The sequence below is a fragment of the Listeria tempestatis genome (genome assembly GCF_963575625.1).
Lineage (GTDB): Bacteria > Bacillota > Bacilli > Lactobacillales > Listeriaceae > Listeria > Listeria tempestatis.
On sequence record NZ_CAUYTK010000007.1, the window covers coordinates 1 to 20,680 of the forward strand.

20 protein-coding genes are annotated in these 20,680 nt (G+C 37.4%); 7 read left to right on the forward strand and 13 right to left on the reverse strand.

Annotated elements, in window-relative coordinates:
• Window positions 1-216: 216 nt before the first annotated feature.
• A complete protein-coding gene (locus R8923_RS09425; protein ID WP_485872532.1) occupies window positions 217-1,308 on the reverse strand; it encodes a glucosaminidase domain-containing protein in 1,092 nt (363 codons plus the stop codon).
• A gap of 287 nt (window positions 1,309-1,595) precedes the next feature.
• Here R8923_RS09425 and R8923_RS09430 point away from each other — a divergent pair, with 287 nt between their 5' ends.
• Window positions 1,596-1,784: a YjzD family protein gene (locus R8923_RS09430; RefSeq protein WP_007474606.1), complete on the forward strand. Its 189-nt coding sequence runs from the start codon at window positions 1,596-1,598 to the stop codon at window positions 1,782-1,784.
• A gap of 30 nt (window positions 1,785-1,814) precedes the next feature.
• On the opposite strand, the gene gpmA is transcribed toward R8923_RS09430, so the two are convergent.
• The 7 genes from gpmA to hemE form a co-directional block, all read right to left on the reverse strand.
• Window positions 1,815-2,504: a 2,3-diphosphoglycerate-dependent phosphoglycerate mutase gene (gpmA, locus tag R8923_RS09435; RefSeq protein ID WP_485872533.1), complete on the reverse strand. Its 690-nt coding sequence runs from the start codon at window positions 2,502-2,504 to the stop codon at window positions 1,815-1,817.
• Between the two features lie 163 nt (window positions 2,505-2,667).
• The gene (clpB, locus tag R8923_RS09440) at window positions 2,668-5,262 is read right to left on the reverse strand and encodes an ATP-dependent chaperone ClpB (protein ID WP_485872534.1); all 2,595 of its coding nucleotides are present in this window, start codon (window positions 5,260-5,262) and stop codon (window positions 2,668-2,670) included.
• A 139-nt stretch (window positions 5,263-5,401) separates the two neighbouring features.
• Window positions 5,402-6,073: a Bax inhibitor-1/YccA family protein gene (locus tag R8923_RS09445; protein ID WP_485872636.1), complete on the reverse strand. Its 672-nt coding sequence runs from the start codon at window positions 6,071-6,073 to the stop codon at window positions 5,402-5,404.
• A gap of 99 nt (window positions 6,074-6,172) precedes the next feature.
• Window positions 6,173-6,961, reverse strand: coding sequence for a GNAT family N-acetyltransferase (locus R8923_RS09450; protein ID WP_485872535.1), 789 nt, complete (start codon window positions 6,959-6,961; stop codon window positions 6,173-6,175).
• A gap of 297 nt (window positions 6,962-7,258) precedes the next feature.
• Window positions 7,259-7,606 (reverse strand): hypothetical protein, encoded by a 348-nt coding sequence (locus tag R8923_RS09455; protein ID WP_485872637.1) that lies wholly within the window; start codon window positions 7,604-7,606, stop codon window positions 7,259-7,261.
• Window positions 7,607-7,747: 141 nt separating this feature from the next.
• Window positions 7,748-8,677, reverse strand: coding sequence for a ferrochelatase (gene hemH / locus R8923_RS09460; protein WP_485872536.1), 930 nt, complete (start codon window positions 8,675-8,677; stop codon window positions 7,748-7,750).
• Window positions 8,674-9,735 (reverse strand): uroporphyrinogen decarboxylase, encoded by a 1,062-nt coding sequence (gene hemE, locus R8923_RS09465; RefSeq protein WP_485872537.1) that lies wholly within the window; start codon window positions 9,733-9,735, stop codon window positions 8,674-8,676. Before hemE ends, hemH begins: the two co-directional genes overlap by 4 nt.
• 161 nt (window positions 9,736-9,896) lie before the next feature.
• Between hemE and R8923_RS09470 the strand changes: the two genes are divergently transcribed.
• Window positions 9,897-10,400, forward strand: a complete 504-nt coding sequence (locus R8923_RS09470) for an antibiotic biosynthesis monooxygenase family protein (RefSeq protein ID WP_485872538.1) — start codon at window positions 9,897-9,899, stop codon at window positions 10,398-10,400.
• A gap of 42 nt (window positions 10,401-10,442) precedes the next feature.
• Here R8923_RS09470 and R8923_RS09475 read toward each other — a convergent pair whose 3' ends face one another.
• Window positions 10,443-11,666: an ABC transporter permease gene (locus R8923_RS09475; RefSeq protein WP_485872539.1), complete on the reverse strand. Its 1,224-nt coding sequence runs from the start codon at window positions 11,664-11,666 to the stop codon at window positions 10,443-10,445.
• Window positions 11,650-12,402: an ABC transporter ATP-binding protein gene (locus R8923_RS09480; protein ID WP_485872540.1), complete on the reverse strand. Its 753-nt coding sequence runs from the start codon at window positions 12,400-12,402 to the stop codon at window positions 11,650-11,652. Before R8923_RS09480 ends, R8923_RS09475 begins: the two co-directional genes overlap by 17 nt.
• A gap of 180 nt (window positions 12,403-12,582) precedes the next feature.
• Between R8923_RS09480 and R8923_RS09485 the strand changes: the two genes are divergently transcribed.
• The 4 genes from R8923_RS09485 (at window position 12,583) to R8923_RS09500 (ending at window position 15,113) form a co-directional block, all read left to right on the forward strand.
• On the forward strand, window positions 12,583-13,011 hold the full coding sequence (locus R8923_RS09485) for an HIT family protein (RefSeq protein ID WP_485872541.1): 429 nt from the start codon (window positions 12,583-12,585) through the stop codon (window positions 13,009-13,011).
• A 35-nt stretch (window positions 13,012-13,046) separates the two neighbouring features.
• Window positions 13,047-13,409, forward strand: a complete 363-nt coding sequence (locus R8923_RS09490; RefSeq protein ID WP_485872542.1) for a YtxH domain-containing protein — start codon at window positions 13,047-13,049, stop codon at window positions 13,407-13,409.
• Window positions 13,410-13,562: 153 nt separating this feature from the next.
• Entirely contained in the window at window positions 13,563-14,102 is a 540-nt protein-coding gene (locus R8923_RS09495; RefSeq protein ID WP_485872543.1) for a DUF3267 domain-containing protein, read from the forward strand.
• A gap of 132 nt (window positions 14,103-14,234) precedes the next feature.
• Window positions 14,235-15,113, forward strand: a complete 879-nt coding sequence (locus tag R8923_RS09500; RefSeq protein WP_485872638.1) for a peptidylprolyl isomerase — start codon at window positions 14,235-14,237, stop codon at window positions 15,111-15,113.
• 36 nt (window positions 15,114-15,149) lie between these two features.
• Here R8923_RS09500 and yhaM read toward each other — a convergent pair whose 3' ends face one another.
• The 3 genes from yhaM to R8923_RS09515 are packed head-to-tail and all read right to left on the reverse strand — an operon-like array spanning window position 15,150 to window position 20,062.
• Window positions 15,150-16,097 carry a 3'-5' exoribonuclease YhaM gene (gene yhaM, locus R8923_RS09505; RefSeq protein WP_485872544.1) on the reverse strand — a complete coding sequence of 316 codons (948 nt, stop codon included), beginning with the start codon at window positions 16,095-16,097 and terminating at the stop codon, window positions 15,150-15,152.
• 39 nt (window positions 16,098-16,136) lie between these two features.
• The gene (locus R8923_RS09510) at window positions 16,137-18,845 is read right to left on the reverse strand and encodes an ATP-binding protein (protein WP_485872545.1); all 2,709 of its coding nucleotides are present in this window, start codon (window positions 18,843-18,845) and stop codon (window positions 16,137-16,139) included.
• Window positions 18,842-20,062 carry a metallophosphoesterase family protein gene (locus R8923_RS09515; RefSeq protein WP_485872546.1) on the reverse strand — a complete coding sequence of 407 codons (1,221 nt, stop codon included), beginning with the start codon at window positions 20,060-20,062 and terminating at the stop codon, window positions 18,842-18,844. Before R8923_RS09515 ends, R8923_RS09510 begins: the two co-directional genes overlap by 4 nt.
• Window positions 20,063-20,205: 143 nt before the next feature.
• On the opposite strand from R8923_RS09515, the gene R8923_RS09520 reads away from it, so the two are divergent.
• The gene (locus tag R8923_RS09520) at window positions 20,206-20,661 is read left to right on the forward strand and encodes an NUDIX hydrolase (RefSeq protein WP_485872547.1); all 456 of its coding nucleotides are present in this window, start codon (window positions 20,206-20,208) and stop codon (window positions 20,659-20,661) included.
• The last annotated feature ends 19 nt before the right edge of the window (window positions 20,662-20,680 follow it).

Below are 20,680 nucleotides of genomic sequence, written 5' to 3' on the forward strand. Positions count from 1 at the left end.
CAATTATAATATAACATACTACTATTTTACCGTCCATGTAGATTTTGTAAATTTTTTGGAAAAATGGACATGATAAAAAAGAGCGTTTTTTCACCCTTCTTTTTAGGTAGCTTATCTATTTCGAAATCGCTCTATAAGCGTTGGTCAGTGTTATCTGTTTTCTTTGCTTTATTAATATATAGACAAAAAAATCGCGCGAGGCGATTTTTTTGTTCATTATTTATTAGGATTGTTGTCCGAAAAACCAGGTGCTTTTGACCAACCGACTGGCTTGCCGTCTTCATCAGTGATGCGATACCAATATTCATTGTTGACATCAGCACGTTTATCGATGGTAACTTTTTTACCTTTTAAATCATTAAGGTTACCTTTTACCTTGGAGCTATCTTCAACTGGATACGCATAAATTTTTTGATCGTTTTCAACGATATATTTTTTCATTTCTTTTTTCACTTCATTTTTTGGTGTATAGAAAACTTCTACTACATCTGTATCAACATAGCCAAGGCGTTTTCCATTTTCAAAAACTTCGTACCAATCTCCGCTTTCGGTTGTTACTTTCTTTCCAATACGTAAACTTTTATCTTTATAAGCGGAAGCATCTGCTACTTTTTGAGACCCTTTTGTCCCGTACGGAGAGGTCCATATTGCGGCATGTTTCGGATCTTCCATTTTTCCGTAAGCAAGCATATATTCCGATTTTTGAATTGTGTCATAAATATCATCATAAGCGGTTAAATGATAACGTTCAATCGTTTGGATTAAAACATCCGCATAGTTTGGATCTGTTGCATATCCTGCTTCTTGAATGGCTTTTGAGGCCTCTTTATAATCCGTTTCATTTAATACATCATGATATAAAGTTGAATCACTACTAATTCCATTTACAAATAACATCGTATGATCTTCAACAGAAGCCGCGCGGTCAGGGTAAGCGCGAAATGCTGCATCTGTTTTATACGGGTCATTTCCAACATATTCTGTGGTTTGCATGGTGATAGAATCCCCATTATAGGATCCTTTAATGCCAAATAAATTATTTGCTTGAGTAGACAGTCCACTGTTTCCCCAATTAGATTCTACGATAGCTTGAGCAATCGTCACACTTGATAAAACGCCATATTTTTTTTGCATTTCTTGCGCTTTTGGCGCTATATCTTGAACAAATTGTTGTTGTGACACGGTCATACCTTGAAGTGAAGCTGTTACACCCGATTTATCAGCAGCCTCCGCTTGCACAGTAGCAAACGGCAGTAAAGCAGAGGTAGCAATAACTGACGCTATAACAGCATGTTTCATTTTTTTCATTTTTCTTTATTGCACATCCTATTCTTTAAAGTTGTCTTGCTATAAATCTTAATTGCAAAATTTAGTTTAACAGCACTTTATGATAAATAGATGTGAAAAATATAACAGTTTTATTGCATCATTCATACACATAAATAGAAACATTGCTATTATCTGCTTTAAACTGTTTTTCAGTAAAATGTGACAATATAATGACACTTTTTTCTTTATAACTTTGCTAAAACTGGAATAGTTTCTTTCTTTATGCTAAAATTAATCAAGTAATAATGTGAATCGAGGTGTCCGCTATGCGTTATATCGTAACAATCATTTGGGTATTTTTCCTTTCGATGATGGCTGAATTTGTACTTTCTTCCATGCTTTATGTGCCATTCGATTTCACAAGAGGACTTATTTTGACAGTTGGAATTTCATTTTTTGTACTTGTCATTCCACTTCTCATGCCGAAAGATAGTGAAATTTACGATATCAAATAAAAAGAAGCGCCCCGCCTGGGACGCTTCTTTTTATTTGTCGAGATAATATTTGTTTAGCGGCTTAAGCTCACTATCAAGTTCATAAACAAGCGGAACGCCTGTTGGGATTTCTAGTTCCATAATATCATCATCACTAATACCTTCTAGAAATTTTACGAGCGCGCGCAAACTATTTCCGTGAGCAGCAATCACAACGCGATTTCCTGATTTAATTTCCGGTGCAATCGTGTCCATCCAATACGGGATTACCCGTTCAAGTGTAACCTTCAAATTTTCCCCAGAAGGAATTGCATGTGTATCAAGAAGTTGATAGCGGCGATCATTTTTCGCTTGTCTTTCATCGTTTTCATCTAAAAGTGGTGGCAATGTATCATAGCTTCGGCGCCATTTTTGCACCTGGTCCGCACCATATTTATCAGCTGTTTCTTGTTTATTCAGCCCTTGCAAAGCCCCGTAATGCCGTTCGTTTAAACGCCAAGATTTATGTACGGGCACCCACATTTGATTCGATTCTTCTAGCGCAAAATTAAGCGTTTTAATCGCGCGCGTTAAAACGGAAGTAAAAGCAACATCAAATTCTAAGCCAGCTTCTTTAATGCGTTTTCCAGCCGTTTTTGCTTCCAAAACACCTTCTTCTGATAGGTCCACATCGTGCCAACCAGTAAATAAATTCAGTTTATTCCATTCACTTTGACCATGACGAATTAAAACTAATTTCATACTCTATCATCCTCTCTACTCCTACTATATACCTTAACATCAAATTTTTCCCTTTTTAAGTAGAAATAAACCTTAAAAGCAGTCATCTCACTCCTTTTAGCTAGTCGACTCCTCGTTTTTCATTGATGAAAATTAAACAAAAGAGCGAAAATCGCTCCTTTGTTTACACATTGAATGTGAATTCCCCGTTTTCAAGACCAATTTCAACAGTCGAGTGAGGCATTACAGCACCAGAAACAATTTCGCGTGCAAGAGGCGTTTCCACATGGCGAACTAAATAGCGTTTTAATGGTCGTGCGCCATAAACTGGATCATAGGCTTCCTTAGCAACAAATTGTTTAGCTTCATCTGTCATCGAAATGTGAATTTCTTGCGTTTGAAGTCGCACTTGCAGTTCGGCAACTAATTTTTCCACAATACCCGATACATTTTCAAGTGTAAGTGGTTTAAATAAAACAATATCATCTACACGATTTAAAAATTCTGGCTTAAATGATGCTTGTAGCACTTTTTGTACATCTTGCTCTAGCTCAGCAGAAATTTCATTATTTTCTGTGCGTTCAAGTAACATGGTCGAACCAATATTACTCGTCATAATAATAACTGTGTTTTTAAAGTCTACAAGTCTTCCTTGCGAATCTGTGATGCGACCGTCATCTAATACTTGCAGCAAAATATTAAACACATCTGGATGCGCCTTTTCGATTTCATCAAGTAGCACAATTGAATACGGATTGCGCCGCACAGCTTCTGTCAGTTGCCCACCTTCCTCATAGCCAACATAACCAGGAGGTGCCCCGACGAGCCTTGAAACCGCATGTTTCTCCATATATTCCGACATATCAATGCGAATCATATGATCTTCTGAGTCAAACATGTTGTAAGCCAAAGCCTTTGCAAGTTCGGTCTTCCCTACACCAGTCGGTCCTAAGAAAATAAACGAACCAATCGGACGATTTGGGTCTTTAATTCCAGCACGCGCACGTAACACCGCATCGCTGACTAAATCGACAGCATTGTCTTGTCCAATTACCTTTTCATGAAGTGCATCCGCGAGCTTTAATAGCTTTTCTCGTTCGCCTTCAACAAGTTTTGTCACCGGAATACCCGTCCAGCGCCCAATAATTTCAGCGATTTCATTTTCAGTCACTTCTTCTTGCAATAAACGGTCCTCATTTTGCGCCTTCGCATGATTTTCCGCTTCAAGTTTTGCTAACTCTTTTTCAAATTCTGGAATCTTTCCGTGGCGCAGTTCAGCCGCTTTCGCTAAATCATAATTATTTTCAGCATCTGTAAGCGCATGCCTTGCTTCATCAATTTGCTCACGCACTTCGCGAATCTTACCAATTTCACTCTTTTCAGATTCCCATTTCGATTTCATTTTATTTGCTTCTTCTTTATAATCCGCTAATTCTTTTTGTAGCATCTCGAGACGCCTTAAGCTTGCTGGATCTTTTTCTTCTTTCAATGCTGCCTCTTCAATTTCGAGTTGCATAACTTTACGTGTCACTTCATCAAGCTCGCTTGGCATCGAGTCAATTTCCACACGAATTGTCGCACACGCCTCGTCAATCAGGTCAATCGCCTTATCCGGCAAGAAGCGGTCAGTAATGTAGCGGTTCGAAAGTGTTGCGGCTGCTACAAGCGCGTTATCATGAATGTTAACCCCGTGGTGGATTTCAAATCGCTCCTTTAATCCCCGTAAAATAGAAACCGTATCCTCAACAGTTGGCTCAGGGACTAATACTTTTTGAAAACGGCGCTCTAGTGCAGCATCTTTTTCGATGTATTGCCGGTATTCATCGAGCGTTGTCGCGCCAATACAGTGGAGCTCTCCGCGAGCAAGCATCGGCTTTAACATGTTCCCAGCATCCATTGCGCCATCCGTCTTGCCGGCCCCAACGATTGTATGAATTTCATCGATGAAAAGCAGTATTTGCCCTTCTGATTCTTTCACTTCTTGAAGAACAGCCTTCAGACGCTCCTCAAATTCCCCGCGATATTTCGCGCCAGCAATGAGTGCCCCAAGATCAAGCGAAATAATTGTTTTATCTTTTAAGCCTTCTGGGACGTCTTTACGTACAATTCGCTGCGCAAGCCCTTCCACAATCGCCGTTTTCCCGACACCAGGTTCTCCAATTAATACCGGATTATTTTTCGTTTTTCGCGACAAAATTCGAATTACATTCCGAATTTCCGTGTCACGCCCAATAACCGGATCAAGCTTCCCGCTTCGCACCTCCGCAACTAAATCACGCCCATATTTCGTTAAAGCCTCATAGTTTTCTTCTGCATTTTGACTAGTCACACGCTTACCTCCTCGAATCTGCATCACAGCATCTAAAATTGCTTTTTTATCTTTACCTTGTGACATAATTTCCTCTGCCACAACCGTTTTCTTTTGATTCATCACCGCTAAAAGTAAATGTTCCGTTGAAATAAATTCATCATTCAACTCTTTTTCTTCCTTTTCAGCATCTACCATTAACGTATATAGCTCCTGACTCATCGAACTCCCGTACTCAATGTTTGTCCCACTTACAACAGGAATTTTGTCTAAAGCATTCGTTAACTTCTCACTAAGCGCGTTCGCGCGGACTTCCGCAATCTCATACACGCGTTTTGTAAAATCACTTTCATCTAGCAGCACTTTAAAAATATGCACCACGTCAATCGCCTGGTGCCTATATCCTTGCGCTAATTTCTGCGCCTCCCCAATTGTTTCCTGAACTTGCGTTGTAAATTTCTGCATTTCCATCATATGGCCTCCTTTAAAATTCACTTTGACCAATTTTGACCTTAGTAATATTATAGAATGTTTGACCTTCTTTGTCCAATGAAAGTATTCTTTTTTTCAAAAAAACTCACCGAAGATATCCCCCGATGAGTTTTGATTATTAATCGCGTCCAGTAAATAATTGGAGCAAGTATAAAAATAGGTTTAGAAAATCTAAATATAAGCTAAGTGCAAGCATTGGAACATCATCAAGTGTTACATCTCGTTTCATAATTTGGTTGAAATCAAACAAAATGTAGAGTGAGAAAATCAGCGTCCCTGCTCCTGCTATAATCATTGAAAATCCGCCTAGCGGAATAAACAATCCGAAAAGCGAGAATAACACTAAAATAATTAGTCCCGCAAACAAAGCTTTCCCCAAAAAGTGTAAGTCTGTTTTCATTTTTGCCCCGACAAAGCCTAGAACTGTAAATGTAACTGATGCCGTCACAAACGCTAGTAAAACGGCTGTTCCTGCTCCAGCATTGAAATAATACGTTAACGTTGGACCAAGCATCAAGCCCGTTACAAACGCAAAAGCAATTAAAATTGGAAAGCCCCATGTGCGACTTAGCGCTTTTTTTCTGCGAACAACAATTGCTGCGATTAAAAGAGCAAATTCTAAAACAACAAGTGGGATAAACCAAGCTGGATTAAGTGAATTCCCCACTGCCGCACCAAGTGTCGCAACTAGTAGTGAAATCACAAACCAATTCAAAGTTTTTTGCATAATTACCTGCTTATTTGTCATTTCTTCGGCGCGTATCCGCTCATTTTGTTTTACTTCACTCATCATAAATCTCCCCCGTCTCTAAACTCATAAAAAAAGTATAGCATAGTTTCAAAATAATCCCCATCAGACCTGCGTATGGTTTTCATATCCGACTATAACTTATCTGTACAGCGCAAAATCGCTCACATCTTCAAAACCAATTTTATGATAAATTTTTCCAGCAACTGGATTATCATAAAATAAACATGGTGTCTTCCCTTCTGCAAGTAAATCACAACAAATTCGTTTCATCAATGTACTCGCAAAACCATTTCCTCTGTATTCATCAAGCGTTGCTACACCTGTAATCATCGCTGAAAACGAATTTTCAGCCGACGACTCCACAACGGATACAACGCGATTATCTTGTTCAATATAATAAATCCGTTTTGACCCTTGCTCTAATTGACGAATAACAAGTTCTTCACTTTCCTCACGCTCACCAAATTCTTTAATTTCTGTACGCATAGTAATAATTTCTGCAACATCTTCAGCTTTCGCCGACCGGATAATCACTTCTCGATTCGCATTCATCATGCTCGCATTATTACATTTTCCAAAGAAAGAATCATGACGCTTTTCGATTAAATCTGGTATATATTTCTCAAATTGTTTCGTCACACGCGGTATCCCGCTAATATTAAAATTTTCATATTCTTTAATGATTTCCGCAAAACCTTGCGTATTAAAGTTTTCTGTTTTTGAATAAGGTAAGAAATTTCGCTCAAACCGTAACAGACAAGCAATTAATTCCGAAGAATCTTCATTATATTCGCCCCAAATGTCAATAAGGTCACTATCATAGCCGAAATTCTCGATGTCCCCTAAAATAAACAAATTTAAAAGTGCTTCTGGTTTAAGTAGTTCGTTCAGTTCTTGTTCATTTGCTGATGTCAGTTTTTTAATCAAGTTCTTCCACTCCCTATCCAAAATAGCTCATCAAAAAGTGCTTTCATTTTAGTTGATAAAACAAAATTAGTCAACAAGTTGGACATAAAAGAGCCCTGTCTCCTCATTATTTAAAACAAATAAAACACCTTATTTCTTTTGAAATAAGGTGTTTTATACTGCTAGCAAACGGCAATCTTCCTTGTTTTCAGTCATTACGTACTTGAGTATGCTCTATTTCAATGCTCGACTTTGCCTAGAATTCCATCATTTGTCAGCAATCTGATTGTGTGAGACACCAGGTTGGTTCTTGTCATTTTATTCCCACTCGTAATGTATTTCGCCAATTTTTAGCATTAAACTTAATGTATTGAATTTTTCGTCACCTAAATGAAGTTTATTTTCATCTTGGAATTTAATTGGTTCAGCTGCAATTTCTGCTTGATCCTTTTTAAAATAATCTTTTTCTAATTGTAGTTTTTCACTCATTTCATGTATGTATTTATCAAATTTCTTTTGATTCCTCATCTTTCCTGTTATAACTGCCGTGATAGTATTTTGACTGACACCAACTGCTTTGGCGAAAGTTCGTTTCGTATATCCATTCATCGTCATATAAAACGCTACATTATCAGCAATTCGTTTTTTCTCTTTTGTATTATTCATCATTTAAACCTCCTATGAACCTTAACCTTAATTCATTATGCCCCATAAAAATGAGAATCCGATTAAAACTTTATAGTATTATGGTAAAAATATCGAAAGCGTTTTCATTTTTTTGAAAAGAAGCACGAAAATGTGCTCTTCTTATTTCGCTTTATACTTATCCCAAACAACTGTTTTTAGAACTTCTAAAAATTCAGTATCTGCATTTGGCATTGGTGGACGGTGATAGGTTGCACCTATTTCATCTGTCACAACTTTACATTCATAATCATTGTCATAAAGTACTTCGAGATGCTCTGCGACAAAGCCAACGGGTGCGTAAATGAAATGTTTATACGCTTTTTCACGGAACAATTCGCGTGTTAAATCTTGTACATCTGGACCAAGCCACGGCTCGCCAGTTTTCCCTTCACTTTGCCAGCCGAGCGCGTAGTGTGGCACATTTACTTTATCAAAAATCAATTTTGCAGTTTCAGCCAATTGGTCGGGGTACGGATCTCCGTGCGCTTTAATTTTCTCAGGCAAACTGTGTGCGGATACAATTAAAATGCTATCAGCTAATTCATTTTTTGGAAATTCATTTGTAGTGGCGTTAATACGGTCCGCCCACATTTGAATAAATTTCGTTTCCTTATACCAGTCGTTAATGTTTATTATCTTTGGACCGCCAAACTTGTCTGCCGCATCTTGTGCGCGCTCATTATAAGCAGCGACGCTAAAACTTGAATAGTGTGGTGCTAAAACAATTGATATCGCCTCATCAATTCCATCCTCGTGCATCTTTGAAACAGCGTCTTCGATGAAAGGCTCAATATGCTTTAATCCAATATAGGCTTTAAATTTCACTTCGTCTTGAAACTCATTTAGCGTATGTTCTAGCCCGTAAGCTTGCTCCTCCGTTATTTTTGCGAGTGGTGACAACCCGCCAATCGCATGGTACCTGCCACGCAAGTCCGCCACCATTTCGTCTGTCGGCTTTCTTCCGTGCCGAATATCAGTGTAATACCGTTCAATATCTTCATCTTTATACGGGGTTCCGTAAGCCATAACTAATAATCCCACTTGTTTCATGCTTTTTTGTCACTCCCTAGTAAAATTTTGCTGCGTTCATGAATAAATCGTGTCAATTCTTTCAACATTTCGGGCTCAACTTCTGGGAAAACCCCATGACCTAGATTGAAAATAAAGCCCGGCTTTTTCGTTCCCTGTACAAGAATTTCATTTGTTTGTTCAAAACACTTTTCTTTTGCGAGAAGCATGGAAGGGTCTAGGTTCCCTTGTAATGCCATATTCGGTAGCCTTTCCTGTGCTTCTTGAACCGTCATACGCCAGTCAACACCCACAACATCTACGTTTAAATCGCTAAATTCAGCGACAAGGTGTGCCGCAGCGACTGCTTGCATAATGATTGGCACATCTGGATGCACTGCTTTCACTGTCCGAATGATTTCTCGCATCGCAGGTTTTATGTACTGCACGTAATCGGCGCGACTGACTGCACCAACCCATGAATCAAAAATTTGCACCGCACTTGCACCAGCCTCAATTTGCGCGATTAAATAATCTGCCGTCATTTTTCCAAGTTTCTCCATTAGCAAAAGCCAGAGTTCTGGTTCGCGGTACATCAAACTTTTCGTTTTATGATAACTTTTAGAAGGACCACCTTCTACCATATAACTTGCTAGTGTAAATGGCGCACCTGAAAAACCAATGAGTGGCACTGTCAGCTGTTCTTCTGTTAGTAATTTTATTGTATCTAAAATATAAGGCACATCATTTTCCGGCGAAAGCAGATCTAATTTTTCAACATCTTGAATGCCTCGAATTGGATTGTGAATGACTGGACCAATTCCGCTTTTAATCTCGACTTCTACACCCATCCCGACGAGTGGTGTCATAATATCTTTATACAAGATTGCCGCATCTACGCCATAATTTTCTACAGGTAGACGCGTCACATACGCACATAATTCCGGATTATGTGTAATTTCAAAAAGTGAGTACTTTTCTTTTAGTTTTCGATATTCAGGTTGAGAACGCCCAGCCTGCCGCATATACCAAACTGGTATCGCATCAACGGCTTCTTTTCTTGCCGCTCGTAAAAATAAGTCATTCTCGATTTTTTTCATCCCGTTGTCTGCCCCTCACATATAATATTTACATTCCCACACAAGAATACTAAAAATTATGTTTAAAACCAAACAAATTGCTTAACACTTGTTTAAAACTTTCTAAAGGTGGAAAATAAATTTTGACAAAACATTTTAAAAACAGAAAGCTGGTTGAAAACATGAAAAATATTTACATTACATCTGGAACTGAGCATTATTTGCGGCAAGTTCTAGCAAATCATCCAAATGAAGCGCTTATTCTTCTACAGAACTATAACAATGCAGTCTTAATGGAAGAATCGAAAAATCCAACTGTTTTAAAAGAAGCATCCACGTACCGTTTAATGCAATCTTACGGTGAAATAAAAGGTTTCGGTTCTGTTACCTTCGAATATATTATGGTACGTGATGAAGAAATCCCTATTTTCCTTAAAATGTATCAAAATATCGCTTCTATTTTAGCTAATACAACCGGTTTGCAATGTGTTCAACTTGGCCAATCACTGACACAAAATAAATACTTAATTTTAACGTTTTGGGATTCTGAAATGTATTACCAAGCCTGGAAAACGACACCCCACCATGCACAAGTTATTAAAGTGATGGAGAATAATAATACACAAATTGGTTTCTCACACATTGATACGTATCATTTCCCGGAATTCTCACATGATTCAAAATAAGAAAAAGCATTGTAAGCGGGTAGCTAGCTTACAATGCTTTTTTCATGCATACATTTTCTTGACACGAAACGGGATATATATATAAGAAAAGAGAACAACAAAGGCCAAGTTTGCACTTAAAATGGCTATCCCGCCAATTGTATCATTTTGAGCGATTCCGATAATTCCAAATAGGACTGCTTGTGCGACAAGTAGAATGCGTATGAAGTGAATGAAGCTCCGAGTTCGGTACGCATCTTGGATAGGATAAAGTTGAAGCATCATTTGTCCATCGAAATGTTTGAGCATTGGAATAAATTGAAAGCCTGTTAAATATAGAAAAAGTAGTGAGACAATAATATTGATATAAAAACCTTGGATAAAAATAAGAAGCAACAACGCAATTGCTGTCAAGCGTATATATAGCCCTATATATTCGTTTGTTCTTACAAAAGTCCTACTGAATAAATAGGCGAATGTTTTTCGTTTCGCATAAGGAATCGGTTTGTATAAAAAGTCCAAATAACTTCTTCGTCTAACAGTACCTTTCAAATGCGGCACATCTGTAAAGAGATTTACTAGACGATAAAAGCGGTTCATTCGCGCCTCTTCCTTCTCAATTAGATAATCCCAACGAAGTATTTTTTCTATAACTTTTAAACGGATAAAATAAAAGCTTCCTGCAAACAAAACGATAACAAGTGGGATTGTCCAAAATAGCGAAAATGCCAGTAGTACATATAAACTAAATGCAGTAATTAAGACACGAAAGAACATCCATGTTGTGTCTGGGTTATCCAGCTTGGCTACTTCAAACTGCATATATGTGTTCCAAAATTTAATTCCAAGAATCATGATGAATAATGGCATAAAACGTGTATAGCTATAGCCTGTTACCGCCACATACATTGGCATTGCGGCAAGTAAGACAATGGCAAAAAGATAGCTTTGCATGAAAGCAGACGTCCATTTTGCTTTTTTAAAATAGCGCTTCATTTCTTTTTCTTGAACAATTAAGTATACAGCATCTGGTCGTTTTAAAAGTGTAGCAATGCTCGAAAAGCAAACCGAACACGTCAATAGTACAACCATGAGCGGCACTGCAGGAAAGCTAGGTGAAATATGTTTTACCCAATCCGCATAATAAAAGATACCCGCACCTATTCCGATAATTAATACAAAAAGCAGATGGTCGTTAAACATATAACGGAGATATTTATTTAACTCATCTGTATAAGAACTAAATCTTTCACGAAATAGATTTAGGCTATCAAATTTCTTCTTCATCGAAAGCTTCTTCCTTTGTTAATTGGACATAAATTTCATCCAGAGATGCTCCGCTCATCCCAAATTGTTCTTGCAAATCTTGAAGCGTCCCTTCTGCTCTTACTTCGCCGTGGTGTAAGATGATAAAACGATCGCAATACTTTTCAGCTGTTGCCAAAATATGCGTCGACATTAAAATGCTGGCGCCTTTATCTCGCATTTCTCGAATCCAACCAAGTAAAGATTGGATTCCAAGCGGATCCAAACCAACAAAAGGTTCATCAATAATGTATAGTTTGGGTTCTACTAAGAAAGCAGACATAATCATTACTTTTTGTTTCATCCCTTTTGAAAAGTGTGCGGGGAACCAATTTAATTTTTTTTCTAAACGAAATTCTTTTAGTAATGGTTTCATCCGAGCCTCGAACTCTTCTTGTGTCAAACCGTAAGCCATTGCTGTAAGTTCTAAATGCTCAAGTAAAGTCAGCTCTTCATATAAAATTGGCGTTTCTGGAATATACGAAAACTGCGAGCGATATTTTTCAACATCTTCCGTTAGCTTGTGGTTATTAATTCGAATTTGCCCCATTTTAGGTTGCATTAATCCAGTTATGTGTTTTATCGTTGTACTTTTCCCCGCTCCGTTCAATCCAATAAGTCCAATAATTTGTTTTTCTTCAATTTTAAATGAAATATCTTTTAATACCGGTCGCTTTGTATAGCCGCCAGTTAAGTGTTCTACTTCAAGTAAGGGCATTGTTTTAGAATCCTCCTTAAATAATTTCTGTCTTTAATCTGATTTTTTGCTTACTTTTAATAATAGCATATTTATAACTAAACTTCTCATAATTATCTAGCCCTGAAACATGCTTTTCCAATTTTTTTATGGTAAATTAGTATGTAGAGACAATCAAACTAATGAAAGGTGGTATTGCACGTGGAAGATTGTATTTTCTGCAAAATTATAAACGGAGATATTCCCTCTGCAAAAGTTTATGAAGATGATGCTGTTTATGCCTTTTTAGATTTAGGACAAGTGACAAAAGGTCACACACTTGTTGTTCCGAAAAAACATGCCCGTAACATGCTTGATTTAGATGAAGATACGGCTGCAGAACTTTTCAGACGTATGCCTAAAATCGCAAAAGCTGTAAAAGAAGTTTACAATGCGGACGGGCTAAATATTTTAAATAATAATGAAGAAATTGCTTCACAAACAGTTTTTCATTGCCACGTACATTTAATACCACGTTATTCGAAAAATAATGATGATTTCGGTCTTAAATGGAAAGAGAACTCAAATACATATACCCAAGAGGAATTTCTCGAACGCGCCAAAAAAATTAGCGCTTTAATTAGTTTATAGTTTTTGGGTACCTAACTTGCTAAGGAGTGATTATTTTGGATAAAAAATCTTTGATATTTGGTATACTCGCGGGAGCTGTTACTGGTGCTGCGACATCCATTTTATTTGCACCAAAATCTGGTCGTGAATTGCGTCAAAACATTGCTGAAAAATCTGGTGAAGCCTCGGTTATTTTAAAAGAGCTTGCGTATAATGCGAATGAATTGATTCAGTCCGTCCAAGTTTTAGGCACAGAAGGAAGTGCGCTTTTAAAAGATGTTTCAAGTGATATCATGGAGTCTGTTTCAAAATGGAATGAAGAAATGGAACCAGAGAAAAAACGTTTAAAAGATGAAATTAAAGATATGCAAAAAACAATTTCCGATTTAGAAAAAACATTAAAAAAAGATACTAAGTAAGTCCAAATCCCTCTATTCAGTGCGTAGAGGGATTTTTCTGTCAATTTTCCGCCATATTTCTTCCATTATTTTTTAAAAAGACTTGAAATACCAAACTAGAGAGCATACAATACTATGGTATGTACGAAGATGAATATATTGGAGGGCGTTAAAATGCGCTGTTTTAGATCTGTAAATACAGAGCGCCGCGATGAATATAACCGCATTATTTTGAAAGGTGCACTGGTTTCGTTTATTGCACTTTGTGTGTTGTTTTTAGGTCATAATTTTTTAGTTTCTAGCAATTTTGAAACTACTTATAACTTGGTATCTTTTTTAGGAATTATTTTAATCTACCCTATTCATAAGATGCTCCATGTGATAGCTCTTTTTCGTTATCACTCGGGACTGCAAGTTGGTATTAAAAAGCATTTTTATTTATTACCTTGTCTTCATGTTCGTATTAAACAAATGGTTCCACGAAAGCGATATATCTTTTCACTACTTTTCCCGTTCCTTTTCATCCTATTTATATTTTTTGGCATTGCGCTATTAGTTCCAATTTGGAATTCACCTGTTTTTCTCATTTTATTATCGATTCATATTGGCATGTGTTGCCCTGACTTTATTCACGTCAACCGCATTCGTAAATGTCCGAAAAATTGCTATGTTGAAGACGGGAAACGTGGTTTTTCTATATTAATTGCGGAGTGAGTACAAAAATTTCATGAGAATACCATTAAATTTTTGACATATTCCTAAATTGTGGAATAAAATGTGTTATGATAGTATTCGTAAACAGGAGATAGTGACAATCAATCAAGGAGAGTGTTTAGTTTAATGAAGATTAAAAAGAAAATGACTTTAGGAATCGTTTCTGCAATGGCAGTAATTGGTTTAACAGCATGTGGTAACGGCGGCGATGTTGTCAAAACGGATAACGGAGACGTTACAAAAGATGAACTTTATGAAGCAATGAAAGATAAATACGGTGATCAAACTGTTCAACAACTTACTTTCGAGAAAATTCTGGAAGATAAGTATAAAGTGTCGGACAAAGAAATTGATGCTGAAGTTCAAAAATATAAAGACCAATATGGTGATCAATTTTCAGCTGTTCTTGCACAAAGCGGTTTAACTGAAGAAAGCTTCAAAGAAAACATCAAGTACAACATGCTTGTAACAAAAGCTACTGAAGCAAATGTTAAAACAGATGATAAAACGCTAAAAGAATACTACAAAACTTGGCAACCTGATATTACTGTAAGCCACATTCTTGTTAATGATGAGAAAACGGCTAATGAAGTAGAGAAAAAACTTAAAGATGGTGCAAAATTTGCTGACTTAGCGAAAGAATATTCTACTGATACTTCAACAAAAGATAACGGCGGTCAACTTGAGCCATTCGGTCCTGGAAAAATGGATCCAGCATTTGAAAAAGCTGCTTACGCTCTTAAAAACAAAGGTGACGTTAGCGCTCCTGTAAAAACACAATATGGTTACCATATTATCCAAATGGATGCACCAGCAAGCAAAACTACTTTTGAAAAAGATAAAAAACAAGTGAAAGATGCTTATGTTGCTTCTCAAGTAACTCAAGAAAATATGCAAAAAGCACTTAAAGAAGAGTACAAAGATGCTGGCGTAAAAATTGAAGATAAAGATCTAGAAAATGCTTTTAAAGATTACTCCTCTTCAAAATCTAGTGATGACTCTAAAAAATAATAGAAAAAAAGATAGCCCGATTTTAGGCTATCTTTTTTATTTGTCATCAAAAGTTGGACGATAAAAGGAGCGGTTATCCAAACCAAAGATTCGTTCTGAAAATTCTCCTGGTTTCGTATGACGTAGCGCTTTTTCCATCATGTTCATAGAAGCATCCATCAAATCGATTTGATGTAAAATTTCCGCTTCTCGGACAAGTGGTGGCTTGGGGCTTCCCCATTCACCTTTTCCATGATGGGCGAGTAGGATATGTTTTAAAACAATCACTTCTTCTCCTTCAATATGCAATTCCTCGGCCATTTTACTCACTTCTTCTGCGACTATCGAAATGTGACCAATCAAATTGCCTTCTAGCGTATATGTTGTGGAAACTGGCCCAGACAATTCAATGACTTTTCCTAAATCATGTAAAATAACGCCCGAATAAAGTAAATCACGATTAACACTTGGATAAAGATCACTAATAGATTTAGCAAGCCGCAGCATGGAAACAACATGATAACTTAAACCAGACACAAACTCATGGTGATGTCTAACAGCTGCAGGGTAATCATAAAATTTATCTTGATACTTTTTCAAAAGTGAACGCGTGATACGTTGTAAATTAGCATTTTTCATCTCAAAAATATATTGTGTAATCTCTTCGGCCATTTCATCTTTATTGACTGGAGCAGTTTCCATAAATTCTCCTGCACTCACATTGTCTAAAGGCGTAGCCTGACGAATTTGACGAATTTTAAGTTGCTTTCTTCCCCGGTAATTTTGAATATCACCAGCAATATGAACAATATGTTCCGCAGCATAAGCAACCTCATCAGTTTCTGAAACATCCCAAAGTTTCGCTTCAAGTTCTCCAGATTTATCTTGTAAAACTAGACTTAGAAACGGCTTCCCATTGCTCGCGGTTCCTTTCACACTGGATTTTATGAGTAAAAATAACTCTACGCTTTCCCCGACATCAAATTCTAATAATTTTTTTCCCAATCATTTCGCCTACTTTCCGTCTATGCATTTTTCTTATGTTTAGTATAGCATGAGTCTATCGTTAGGTGAAAAATATTCGTTAGTTTCCTCATGACATGTAAAGAAAATAACTTGATTACTAGTTTTCTTATAACGCAAGAGCTCCATCATCAAATCAAGACGCGACTTATCAAAATTAACAAATCCATCATCAATCAGAATCGGAAACGGGTAGTCTGTATTAATGGATTCAATTAAAGCAAAACGTAGCGATAAATAAAGTTGCTCTTTTGTCGCCTGACTGAGTTCTTCTGGCAAAAATATTACTTGTTCCGTATTTTCAACATGTATCCGATTATTCTTAAAGTAAATCCGCTTGTATCTCCCGTGGGTCAACTTTTCAAAATAAGTCGAGGCAAACTGCAATGCTTTCGGAAATTTTTCCTCCTGTAACTGGATGGCAGTTTGCTTCAAAATTTCATGAGCGGTCTTTAAAACGAGCCATTCGTCAGCAAGTTCTACTAAATCCGTCTCTGCTAAATAAAATAACTGCTTTTGTTCCGCATACAGACCACCCTCTTCAAGCCTTTCAATTTCATGTTTCAACTCAGCACGTTGCCGCTCAAATTCGCGCGCTTCCGTTTCCAAATCAGCTATTTTTTGCTTCACTAAAAACTCCTGCTCCTTTAGTGTAGATAAATCATGATAGTCCAAAAAACTTTCTCGCACCGGCAATTCAGCTTCTAAAAGTAGTAATCGCGCTTTCGCCTCTTGATACGCTTTTGCTTCAAGCCCCTTTTGTCTAAAATCGTCCTCCGAATGCGCACCAGCTTGCGCCATCAAGTTGTCTTTTTCCAGTTTTAAGTCCCGCAAATCTCGGTTTAATAAGTCAATTTGGTTTGCAAGCTGATCTAGTTTTTCCTCACGCTTCGCAAAATCCGTTTGGTTCTCCCGGTAAGAAACTAAACTTTGACGCAAATAAGCGATGCGTTCTTCAGGTGAATTTGCATCACCAGGCAGGGCAAACAAATTCATTTCCCATTCCTTGATGAATGTTTCCTTTTCAGCCATTTGGTGTCTAGTTTCCGTCAGTTTATTTTGCAATTCAATTTGGGCTTTTAGTTCTGCCATATCTAGAGAAAAATCATTTTTAGGTGGCAGATTCCATTTTTCATAAAGAAAAGCTTTTTTTTGCTCCAAATATGATTTTTTCTCTGCCTCATCTTGAAGAATCATTTCACTCTGTGCTTTTTTATGAGCGATATTATCCATTTTCATGTAGAGTTGTTGCCATTTATTGCGATATTTATTCTGCTCCTCAAACCTAAACTGCGCTTCCACATTTTGCACTGGTCTTTTTATATAAAAGAAGAGCGAGCTTGAAGCGAATAACACAGCTAGTCCGTATATCCAAAATGAGGAAACAATCATCGCTAGTACGACAGAAAATAAGGTTAAAAGCATTGAAATTGGCCACATAAATTCACGCGATTTACTTACCTTTTGATGACTCTCCGTATTTTTCTTCCATTCCTCAGCTTTCCACATTACTCCTTCTAGTGCATCAATTTCTTCCTGCACCCCGTCCTCTTCTTTTTGAAGAAAAGCAAGTGTCAATTCTTCCGTCTGAATAGCATGGTCAAGCTCTCCCTGCTCACGTACAATTTGATTCACTTCTCGCTCAGTTTCTGCTGTCCAATTAGGTAGCACTCCGTCAAACTTCATAGTCACTTGTTCCAATTGTTTTTTCTCTTCAAATGACAGCTCTAAAAACGCCGCTTTGCGTTCCTGATAAATCGGCCACATGTTGAGAAGCGATTCGATTTTTCCAATTTGTGACTTATCCGCAGTGACTCCGTTTTGAATGCCGCTCTCTTCTAGTGCTTTTTTTCGTTCTTTCAGTTGTAGCAATTCATTTTCACGTTCGCGAATCCGATTTAAAAAATGCTCTAAGCGAATGCTTCCATCTACAGGAAATTCATCTGCTACTGGCTTGATTTTCTCTTGTAAGGCATGCCATTCCGTATAAACTGGCCATTTTTCTTTCAGCCATTCAAGTTTTGAAAGCTCGCCTGTTAATACTTTTCTTTCGTTCAATCTTTCTGCTGACGCGTTGTCTAGCTCAGTCAATTTTGTAAGTAGCCTAGTATAATTATCATTGTTTTGCTTAGCTGAAAGATAAGATTCATATACTTTATTTGTTTCTTGAATTGCTTGATTAATTTTCGGATTTCGCCCGTTCGGTTTAAACAGAAGTTCCATTTGCTTCTCTAACTGAGCAATCGCTTGTAAAAGCGCATCTGAACCTGCCGTTCCAGCAACCAGTAGTTGCTTTTCAAATTCTGTTTGTTTCATCTGTTGAACTTGCTGCAAACCATGGATATCAAAAGAAAAAATTGCTTCATACGTTTGACGATCCATTTCTCCTATAATGTCTGATAGTTTTTCCTCACCAAACACTTCCCCACTTTCTAAGTGAACCGTCACATCTCCTGTTGCTTTTCCGCGCAATCTTTCAATCGTAACAATACCAAATTTCGTATTCGCAAGCGTTATTTTCCCTCCATATGGCCCTTTATTTTTCGGCTCCATTCGGGGAATTGAACTTTGCTTCGTTGGAAAACCAAATAAAATACTATGAATAAAAGCCATAATGGTTGATTTTCCAGCTTCATTACCACCATACACAAGTTGAAAATCTGCAAAATCAGAAAATGTCACATTCGACCACTTACCATAACCTAAAATCATAATGGAAGTTATTTTCATTTGCGCGCTCCTTCCACCTGGTTCAGGATTTCATCCACTTTTTTTGTGGCCTGCCGCATAACTTGTATACGCTTATCTTCCGTAATATCCGGTAAAAACTTTCGAATACCGTTATGAAAATAGAGCGGCTCAATGTTTTGAAAAAATACCTCTTCCTTGCTTAATTCCTCGGCGGAACGTGTCAATTCGCTTTGCAAAAGTCCTTCATGAAAAAAATCTTTAGACAAAGTTTCTTCTTTTATAAAGCTTAGACGATTCACCCATACAAAAGGCGTTTCATTCGCGCGACCATCTTGCAACACGCTGAGCCATTCTTCGTGCGCGATATCTTTATTTGTAGAGACTTCAATATCCAAAATATATGAAGCTCCCCGATTTTCAAATTTCAAAAGAGTATCTTCTAATTTGCGGAAAAGGCTGTTATTCGTGATTTCGTCTTTAAATTTCAAACGGATTGATTCCCAAACAATAGGAGCCGTTGCAAAAAATTCAAATTGCGCGCCCAGCTCATTCAACGTGACAATCGTTCCACCTTTTTCGCCCACTTCTTTTCGGTTCCGTCCTTGAATAACGCCTGGGTAATAAATGCCTGGAGTTTCAGATAAAATTTCACGTTTATGGATATGCCCTAGCGCCCAGTAGTCAAAACCTTTTCGAATAATTTCTTCCAAGCGAAATGGTGCATAAACATCGTGGTCACTTGATGTCGTAAGCTCCGACCCGTGTAAGAGCGCAATATGGAAGTCCGCATCACCACTTTTTTGATAAAACGCCGTCTTGTCCTCTAAAACGTGTCGTGCTGGATAACTAAAACCGTATAATTTTACTTTTTTATCACCATTTTGCCAAACCATATCGCTTACTTCCTCGCCAAATGTATGCACATTTTTGGGCAAGGCAATTAAATCTTTTCCTTTTTCCAAAAAATCATGGTTTCCGTGAATTAGGAACACGTCAATTTTAGCTTCTTCTAGCCGCTTCATCTCTTTGTAAAATTGCACCTGCGCCTTAATGCTACGCTCTTCTTTATCATAAACATCTCCTGCAATTAAAACAAAATCCACCTGCTCGGCTATTGCCCGCTTGATTGTCTCTTGAAATGAATGAAAACTTGCTTCTTTAATTTTTTCGTAAATCGGTTTAGGAAGGGACTTCAAACCGGTAAAAGGACTATCTAAATGCAGATCCGCAATATGTAAAAATTTTACTTCTTTCATTTTTATCCACCCCCAAAAACGAATGTATGTTCTAATTATACCGAGAATGGTCTTTTTTCGCAAGTCCTGCCAGAGCCCTATTTTAATCATCTAAAGTTATGCTACAATAAACTATAGATTGTTAACGGAAGGGATTTGATAATATGGGGAACTGGAACCGTATTTTTTGCACATATGGCTTATATATTCATGAACAACATATCCTGGTCGTTATGCGCGAAAATGGTCCATTTAAACAAAAATATGATTTACCAGGCGGAAGTCTTTTGGAGGATGAAATGCTTTTTGATGCCTTAAAACGTCATCTGAGTTTGTATCACGCTTTCCCTGAAGCAAAAAGAACACTTGGTACATACGATTTTCTAATTGGTTACGAGATGGACGGAAAACGGCTACTTCACCAAATTTGTGCGCTTTATCTAGTCGATTTAAATTTTTCAAAGGATACGGTTGTACCACTCATTTTTGAAGGGGTTAAAGAGGAGCCAGAGAAATATAAGTTGCTCTCATTTGAAAAAATAAACGAGCAAACCTCCTCCCCCATTTTAAACAAAGCTAAGGCGCTCGCTCTTGAACTTGAAGCGCAGTCCTTTCTATAAATAAAAAACCGCACCAATT

Bases quoted from the DNA above. Each gene is read 5' to 3' on its own strand.
- R8923_RS09430 (WP_007474606.1), top strand. From the start codon at position 1,596: ATGCGTTATATCGTAACAATCATTTGGGTATTTTTCCTTTCGATGATG.
- R8923_RS09495 (WP_485872543.1), top strand. From the start codon at position 13,563: ATGCGCTGTTTTAGATCTGTAAATACAGAGCGCCGCGATGAATATAAC.
- R8923_RS09475 (WP_485872539.1), bottom strand. From the start codon at position 11,666: ATGAAGAAGAAATTTGATAGCCTAAATCTATTTCGTGAAAGATTTAGT.
- hemE (WP_485872537.1), bottom strand. From the start codon at position 9,735: ATGAAAAAAATCGAGAATGACTTATTTTTACGAGCGGCAAGAAAAGAA.
- clpB (WP_485872534.1), bottom strand. From the start codon at position 5,262: ATGGAAATGCAGAAATTTACAACGCAAGTTCAGGAAACAATTGGGGAG.
- R8923_RS09520 (WP_485872547.1), top strand. From the start codon at position 20,206: ATGGGGAACTGGAACCGTATTTTTTGCACATATGGCTTATATATTCAT.
- R8923_RS09425 (WP_485872532.1), bottom strand. From the start codon at position 1,308: ATGAAAAAAATGAAACATGCTGTTATAGCGTCAGTTATTGCTACCTCT.
- R8923_RS09510 (WP_485872545.1), bottom strand. From the start codon at position 18,845: ATGAAAATAACTTCCATTATGATTTTAGGTTATGGTAAGTGGTCGAAT.
- R8923_RS09470 (WP_485872538.1), top strand. From the start codon at position 9,897: ATGAAAAATATTTACATTACATCTGGAACTGAGCATTATTTGCGGCAA.
- R8923_RS09445 (WP_485872636.1), bottom strand. From the start codon at position 6,073: ATGAGTGAAGTAAAACAAAATGAGCGGATACGCGCCGAAGAAATGACA.
- R8923_RS09455 (WP_485872637.1), bottom strand. From the start codon at position 7,606: ATGAATAATACAAAAGAGAAAAAACGAATTGCTGATAATGTAGCGTTT.
- gpmA (WP_485872533.1), bottom strand. From the start codon at position 2,504: ATGAAATTAGTTTTAATTCGTCATGGTCAAAGTGAATGGAATAAACTG.
- R8923_RS09515 (WP_485872546.1), bottom strand. From the start codon at position 20,062: ATGAAAGAAGTAAAATTTTTACATATTGCGGATCTGCATTTAGATAGT.
- hemH (WP_485872536.1), bottom strand. From the start codon at position 8,677: ATGAAACAAGTGGGATTATTAGTTATGGCTTACGGAACCCCGTATAAA.
- R8923_RS09480 (WP_485872540.1), bottom strand. From the start codon at position 12,402: ATGCCCTTACTTGAAGTAGAACACTTAACTGGCGGCTATACAAAGCGA.